At 66.3% G+C, this 6,480-nt stretch carries 8 protein-coding genes; 2 read left to right on the plus strand and 6 right to left on the minus strand.

The annotated features are described in order from the left end of the window. Together ruvA and ruvC are read right to left on the minus strand one after the other, a co-directional pair. Positions 1-461, minus strand: a 461-nt coding sequence (ruvA, locus tag ACH107_RS28955; protein WP_412509185.1) for a Holliday junction branch migration protein RuvA, incomplete at its 3' end; no start/stop codon positions are given. Further along, on the minus strand, positions 458-943 hold the full coding sequence (ruvC, locus tag ACH107_RS28960) for a crossover junction endodeoxyribonuclease RuvC (RefSeq protein WP_412509186.1): 486 nt from the start codon (positions 941-943) through the stop codon (positions 458-460). The genes ruvC and ruvA, both read right to left, overlap by 4 nt. 219 nt (positions 944-1,162) lie before the next feature. On the opposite strand from ruvC, the gene ACH107_RS28965 reads away from it, so the two are divergent. Beyond that, entirely contained in the window at positions 1,163-1,363 is a 201-nt protein-coding gene (locus ACH107_RS28965; RefSeq protein ID WP_412509187.1) for a DUF1127 domain-containing protein, read from the plus strand. Between the two features lie 121 nt (positions 1,364-1,484). On the opposite strand, the gene ACH107_RS28970 is transcribed toward ACH107_RS28965, so the two are convergent. Together ACH107_RS28970 and ACH107_RS28975 are read right to left on the minus strand one after the other, a co-directional pair. Next, positions 1,485-1,829: a hypothetical protein gene (locus ACH107_RS28970; RefSeq protein WP_412509188.1), complete on the minus strand. Its 345-nt coding sequence runs from the start codon at positions 1,827-1,829 to the stop codon at positions 1,485-1,487. A 108-nt stretch (positions 1,830-1,937) separates the two neighbouring features. Next, complete coding sequence (locus ACH107_RS28975) at positions 1,938-2,813, minus strand: 50S ribosomal protein L11 methyltransferase (RefSeq protein WP_412509189.1); 876 nt, start codon at positions 2,811-2,813, stop codon at positions 1,938-1,940. On the opposite strand from ACH107_RS28975, the gene ACH107_RS28980 reads away from it, so the two are divergent. Further along, positions 2,812-4,266 carry a ferric reductase-like transmembrane domain-containing protein gene (locus ACH107_RS28980; protein ID WP_412509190.1) on the plus strand — a complete coding sequence of 485 codons (1,455 nt, stop codon included), beginning with the start codon at positions 2,812-2,814 and terminating at the stop codon, positions 4,264-4,266. The two genes, ACH107_RS28975 and ACH107_RS28980, sit on opposite strands and share 2 nt — an antisense overlap. A gap of 102 nt (positions 4,267-4,368) precedes the next feature. On the opposite strand, the gene ACH107_RS28985 is transcribed toward ACH107_RS28980, so the two are convergent. Both ACH107_RS28985 and ACH107_RS28990 read right to left on the minus strand, forming a co-directional pair. Then, positions 4,369-5,601 (minus strand): MFS transporter, encoded by a 1,233-nt coding sequence (locus ACH107_RS28985; protein ID WP_412509191.1) that lies wholly within the window; start codon positions 5,599-5,601, stop codon positions 4,369-4,371. Between the two features lie 110 nt (positions 5,602-5,711). After that, positions 5,712-6,209, minus strand: coding sequence for a bacterioferritin (locus tag ACH107_RS28990; protein ID WP_412509192.1), 498 nt, complete (start codon positions 6,207-6,209; stop codon positions 5,712-5,714). Between the last annotated feature and the right edge of the window lie 271 nt (positions 6,210-6,480).

Raw genomic sequence — 6,480 nt, forward strand, 5'->3', positions numbered from 1 at the left:
GCGTCGTCCGGCGCCGCGGCCGCCGCCGGCACGGCCCCCGCCGCCCCCATCGCCATGACCTCGGGCGCCTTGTCCTTCAACTCGTTCACGACGCGCTGCGCAGTCTTGGGGCCGACACCCTTGGCCGCCTTGATCGCGTTCCAGTCGCCCAGCGCGATGGCCCGGCCCACGCCATCGGGGCCCAGCGCACCAAGTATCGCCAGCGACGCCTTGGCGCCCACGCCCTGCACGCTCATCAACAGCCGGTGCCATTCCTTCTCGGCCGGCGTGGTGAAGCCGTAAAGCTGCAGCAGGTCCTCGCGCACCAGAAGATCGGTGTAAAGCGCCACGTGCTGCCCCGCGCCCGGCAGCGCCTGCAGGGTCCGGTCCGAACAATGAACCAGATACCCCACGCCGCGCACGTCGATCAGCACGTGATCGGCCGCCACGTAATCGATCCGCCCGGCAAGCCGCCCGATCATGCCCGGATCCCTCCCGGCGCGCGCGCGTGATGGGCATGGCAGATCGCCACGGCCAGCGCGTCCGCGGCGTCCGGACCGGCGATTTCGACGCCGGGCAACTGCATGCGCACCATGTGCGCGATCTGTGTCTTGTCGGCGTGCCCCACGCCAACGACCGTCTTCTTGATCCGGTTGGGCGCGTATTCGCCCACCGGCAGGCCGAATTGCGCCGGCACCAGCAACGCGATCCCCCGCGCCTGCCCCAGCTTGAGCGTCGCCGCCCCGTCCTTGTTCACGAATGTCTGCTCCACGGCCGCGGCGTCCGGTCGAAACCGCGCGACGACGGCGCTCAGCTCCCGGTGGAGCATCAGCAGCCGCGCCGCCAGCTCGCCCCCCTCGGACACGCATATCCCGTTGTCCACATGGCGCAGCCGCGGGCCGTCCACGTCGATCACGCCCCAGCCGAGCCGCCGCAAACCGGGATCGACTCCCAAAAACCGCATCATGCTGCCCCGTTGCCGCCTCGTTACAAACCCCTAGCACGAAACAGGAACAAGGGCCAAGCGCATTGCATGCCACGCAGGCGGTCCACCCGCCGCGCAACCCATGCACCGAACGCATAAGGACTATGCTTTTAATGCGGCTTGTCCCCCCGCCGCCATCCCCCTACCTGCCGGCCATCACCACAAGAACGGTACCCCCGAAACCAAAGGAGATCAGCAATGGCTGTCCTCGACACCCGTGATACAGTATTCGCCCCGGCCAACGTCTTCGGCCGCGCCTTCCACAAGCTGCACTCGGCCATCTCGGCATGGAACGCCGCGCGCGTCACGCGCAACGCGCTGTCGCAACTGTCCGACCGCGAACTCGAAGATATCGGCCTGAACCGCAGCGAGATCATCCGGGTCGCACGCCGCGGCTGATGCGCGGGCAAAACACGGCCCACGATCATCACACAGGGTAAAGGCCCTGCGCCGGCATCGCCCGCAGGGCCTTTTCACGCACACGATTTCACAAAACCCGCTCACTCGTCACCGTCCCGCGTCAGCGCAGGAATGGCCGCAGCTTTCCGCCGATGCTTTCCGACACAGGGTCGAGCTGCATCACCATCGCGCCGACGCGTTCCACCAACATCCCGTCCCGAAGCGCCGCCACCCGTTCCTGGTAAAGCGGCGTGCCCACATGGGCGAGGATCACGCCCTTCAGGACAAGAAACCCGATCACGACGAAGGTCAGTCCGCGCAACGGGAATTCGAATTTTCTCTTCTTTGGTCGAAAAACGATCAGCCCGTCATCGGTGATCTGGCTGACATACCCCTTCGACAGCCGGGCCCGCTTCCGGCCTATGTTTTTCACTCTGGCATCAAAGCCTTGATATGAATCCGTCATGGCAGCTTCCTGAATGTTCGCGCCCCCGCCACATTCAAGGTGAAACTACGCGCAAAATGTGGCAAAATCTGGGCAATTGCCTCAAACCTGCTTTTTTTCGACGTGATTTCAGACACTTTTGGACATGATTAGCGTCGTCCACTCACCAATTTCCTCACCTCCGTGCAAACTGTTTCCGAACCCGGAATAAGCCTCGATCACCTCCTCGGCCTGCTCGTTCAGGATCCCGGACAGAATCACGTATCCGCCGGGCGCAAGCCGCGCGCTCAGATCCCCGGCCAGGGCGATCAGCGGCCCCTTGAGGATATTCGCGAAGACCAGGTCGAACGGGGCGGCCGCCGCCAGGTCGGGGTGATCCAGACCGGCCGCCTGCACGCAGGTCACCCGGCCCTCCAGCCCGTTGGCCGCCACGTTCGCGCGCGCGACGTCCACGGCGACCGCGTCGATATCACTGGCCAGCACGACGCCGGGCCAGATCCGTGCCGCGGCCATGGCCAGAACGGCCGTACCACAGCCCACATCGACAACCGACCGGCCGCGGAACCCGTCGCCCGCCAGCCGGTCAAGCGCCCGCAGGCAGCCCTGCGTGGTACCGTGATGCCCCGTGCCGAACGCCATCGACGCCTCGATCAGCAGCGGCTCGGCGCCATCGGGCACCTTGTCGGCATCGTGGCTTCCGTAGACGAAGAACCGCCCCGCCTCGACCGGCACCAGCTCACGCCGGACCTTGGCGACCCAGTCCTGTTCGGGCAGTTCGCTGACCACGAAGGGCGCGGCGCCGTAGGCGGCGGCCAGCAGTGCCAGCGCCACGTCGTCGGGGGCTTCGGTGAAATACCCGCCGACTTCCCACGTGCCCGAGCCGTCCTCTATCTCGAACACCCCGACGCCCGAGGGCGCTTCGTCAAGCGCCTCCATCGCCTCGCCGAGGGTCTCGGCGGCGGTCTTGTCCGCCAGTGTCGTGAAGGCGGTCCAGGTCTTGGTCATGGGATTATCCGTGGTAAAGGTCTTGTCACGGGTGCTGTGGCATGATCGCGCCCGGGCCGCAAGCCGCGGCCCCGCACCACCCCGGGACGGGCAGGTCGCCGCCATCCGCCCGGCAAACGAGAAAGGTATACTTTTGCCAGCCGCCGCCCTCTGCCTCCTCTACCTCGCGCTTGTCGGGGCCCCGCTTGCCCTTGCCGCGCTGCAAGACACCGCACCACGCCAGATATGGGATGAACTGGCCACCGGCGCCGGCCTTGCCGGGCTGGCCATCCTGCTCGTGGAATTCGCGCTGTCGGGCCGGTTCCGGACCATTTCCGGCAGGATCGGGATGGATGTCACCATGCGCCTGCACCAACTGCTCGCGCGGACGGCCGCCGGGCTGCTGCTGCTGCATCCGTTCCTCTACCGCGGCCGTCAGCAACTCGACCCGCGGCAGGCACCGCCGGGCGCCGACACGCTCGATTACGGGCTCGACGGCCTGTGGCCGGGCATCGTCGCGTGGCTGCTGCTCGGGGCGCTGATGGTGATGGCGATCGGCCGCGACGGGCTCTACCGGCACGAGCTCTGGCGCCTCGGCCACGGGGCGATGGCGCTCGCGGTTGCGGGGCTGGGCGTTCTGCACGCCACACGCGCGGGCCGCTACAGTGCCGATCCGGTGCTTGCGTGGTTCTGGACCGGCCTGTTCGGCGTTGCCGTGGCCTCGCTTCTGTGGGTCTATCTGGCCAAGCCCCTGATGAAACACCGCCGGCCGTGGCGCGTCACCGGCGTCCAGCACCTGGCCGACAGGACGTGGGAGCTGACACTGTCCCCCGACGGCCATGACGGCCTGCGCTTCGCGCCGGGCCAGTTCGCGTGGATCAGCATCGGCCACGGCGCGTTCTCGCTGAACGAGAATCCGTTCTCCATCGCGTCGGCTCCCGGCGCGGGCCCGGACCTGCGGTTCGTGATCAAGGAACTCGGCGATTTCACCCGCCGCATCGGCGACATCCCCACGGGAACGCCCGCCCATGTCGATGCACCGTTCGGCGCCCTCACGCTCGACGGTCACCGGGACGTGCCCGGCATATGCCTCGTCGCCGGCGGGGTCGGCATTGCGCCGATGCTGTCACACCTGCGCGAAATGGCGCTCGACGGCGACCCGCGCCCGAGGCTGCTGGTCTACGCCAATCGCAGCCCCTCGCAGGTCGTGCATGGCGACGAGCTCGACAGGATGGCACGGGAAACACCGCTTGAGCTTGTCCATGTCCTGTCAGAGCCGCCGCCGGGCTGGCAGGGTGAAACGGGGCTCGTGACGCGCGATCTTCTGGAACGCCATCTCGACGCGGCCGCGCGGCGGGACTGGGTCTTTGTCCTTTGCGGGCCACCACCGATGCTGCACGCGGTGGAAACGGCCCTGCTTGAAATGGGCGTGCCGGCCCGCAACATCCTGTCGGAGCAGTTCAGCTATGACTGAAACCACCAGCCGCCAACGCGTACACCGCATCTACCGGACGCTGAGCCTCGTCGTGGCCGCCGCGGTCATCCTTTTCGCGATGCGCGGGCTCTTGACCTGAGCTCATCCCGCCGGGCGCGGAACGAACCCCGCCAGTATCGTCTCGTATCCCGGTTCGGGGTGGCGCGGGATCAGCAGCGCCAGGCAAAGCGACACCGCCGCCATCCCCGCCGCCAGCAGGAACACCGCCGCCGGCGACACCAGCCACAGATACCCCAGCAGTGCCGGCAGGAACACCGCCGCGATGTGATTGATGGTGAACGCCACCGCCGCCGTCGGCGCGAAATCCCCCGGATCGGCGATCTTCTGGAAATAGGTCTTCAGCGCCAGTGCCAGCGCGAAAAGCAGGTGGTCCACGACATACAGAACGGCCGCCAGCATGACGCCCCAGCCGAACATGTAGACGCCCCCGTAGGCCAGAAAAACCAGAGCCAGCCCGACATATTCGAAGATCAGGGTGTTCCGCTCCCCGTAGCTGAAAACAGCGCGGCCCATCAGCGGGGCCAACACCATGTTGGCCACGAGGTTGATCAGGAACAGCCCCGTCACCTCGTGCACGGCGAAACCGAACTTCTCGACCATCATGAACCCGGCGAACACCACGAAAATCTGCCGCCGCGCGCCCGCCATGAACTGCAGCGCGTAATACAGCCAGTAGCGCCGGCGCAGCACCATCTTCTTGATCTGCGGATCCGGCGCCTCGAAACGGGGATAGGCCACGATGCAGAACACCGCCACCGCCGCCGTGAAACCGCCCGACAGCAGGTAGACGATGTTGTAGCTCAGCCCCAGCGTTTCCCATGTCACAACGATCAGCACATAGGCCACCAGCGTCGCGCCCGACCCGGCGGCCAGCAGCCAGCCCAGAATCTTGGGCGCCCGGTCCTTGGGCAGCCATTGAAGCTGCAGCGACTGGTTCACCGTCTCGTAGTAGTGAAAGCCGATGGAGCTGAGCATGGTAACGGTCAGGAGCCCGGCCAGTGACGGGAACCATGCCGTGACCGCCGTCGCCGCGCCCAGCAGAAGCAGGGAAACCAGCCCCAGCACCTGCTCGTGCATGAACATGATGATGCCGATCACGCCGATGGCAAGGAAGCCGGGGATCTCGCGCACCGTGTGCAGCCACCCGATGTCGGCCCCGTCGAACCCCGCCACCTCGATCACGAAATTGTTCAGCAGCGCCGACCACGTGGCAAAGGCCACCGGCATGGCGGCGGCCATCAGGAACAGCAGAGTCACCGGCCGCCGCCAAAGCGGTAACCGGCGCGACCCGGTCAGGGGGAATGAACGTGCCATCCGGGTCTTCTAGACATTCCCCACGGAAATGGCGACACCCTTGCGCCGCCTTTGCGCCCGCCGGCGTCATGCCCGAAAGCATGCACCGGCGTCGTCGCGCCGATCGCGGGTCAGCCCGCGTCGGATGCCTCGGCAGCCGTGCCGCTCATGTAATTGGTCATGAAGGCGGGCTCGCCCATGCGGCGCAGCAGGTCAAGCTGCAGGTCCAGCCATTCCCAGTGGCCTTCTTCGTCCTGCACGATCCGCTCGAACAGCGCCCGGGTGCCGATATCGTCGCTGTCGAACGCCTCGCGCGCGGCCTTCGTGTAGAATTCGATCGCGCCCTGTTCCTCGGCCTTGTCGGCCTCGAAAAGCGCCTGCAGCGACTCGGCCTTGTTTGGGGTCTTTGCCGCTTCCAGCTTGGGGGTTCCACCAAGGAACATGATCCGGTCTATGAACGCACCGGCATGGCCCAGTTCCTCCTGCATTTCATCGCGCATGCGCCCGGCAAGGCGATCAATACCCCAGTCCTCCAGCGTGTGCGCGTGAAGAAGGTACTGGTGCACCGCCGTCAATTCCATCGCGAGCGCGGTTTGCAGATTGTCGATGCTCTTTTCCCGATCCGCCATTCAAGTCTCCTGTCTGTCGAAACCGTTTTCCTTAAACGCGTCACCGAAGTATTCACGGAAAACGGTATTTCAATATCGCGCGGGCGGCGGCCGCACGGGCGCTCACGCGCACCGCCGCGTTGCCGCCGCGCTACCGACGCGATGCCGATGCGCTTTTCAGGACTTTTCAGAAAAAACTCTGCGGGTCGATATCAACGCTCAGCCGCAGGCGTGACGGCGGCGTGAGCTGCGCCAGCCATCGCGCCACGGCGTCCTGCAGCGGCGCCCCTCG

The organism is Roseovarius halophilus (ex Wu et al. 2025), assembly GCF_047086965.1.